The 201-nt window shown below is 69.2% G+C and carries 1 pseudogene; it reads right to left on the bottom strand.

The annotated features are described in order from the left end of the window. A pseudogene (locus tag IF06_RS0131910) lies at positions 1-201 on the bottom strand (hypothetical protein); the annotation flags it as partial.

Raw genomic sequence — 201 nt, 5'->3', positions numbered from 1 at the left:
GCCGTTGGCGATGCCGCCGCCGTTGCCGCCTGCGGTGTTGTCGTCGACGTGGGTCTCCTCGACCTTGAGGATGCCCTCGTTGTAGACGCCGCCGCCGTCGCCCTGGGCGTGGTTGCCGACGACCTTGCTCTCCTTGAGCCAGGTGCGGCCGTAGTTGGCGATGGCGCCGCCGTCGCCCTCGGCGTTGTTGTCGACGAGCTT

This window comes from Micromonospora globosa, assembly GCF_000717585.1.
GTDB classification, from domain to species: Bacteria; Actinomycetota; Actinomycetes; order Mycobacteriales; family Micromonosporaceae; genus Micromonospora; species Micromonospora aurantiaca.
This window is presented reverse-complemented; position numbering and strand designations above follow the sequence as displayed.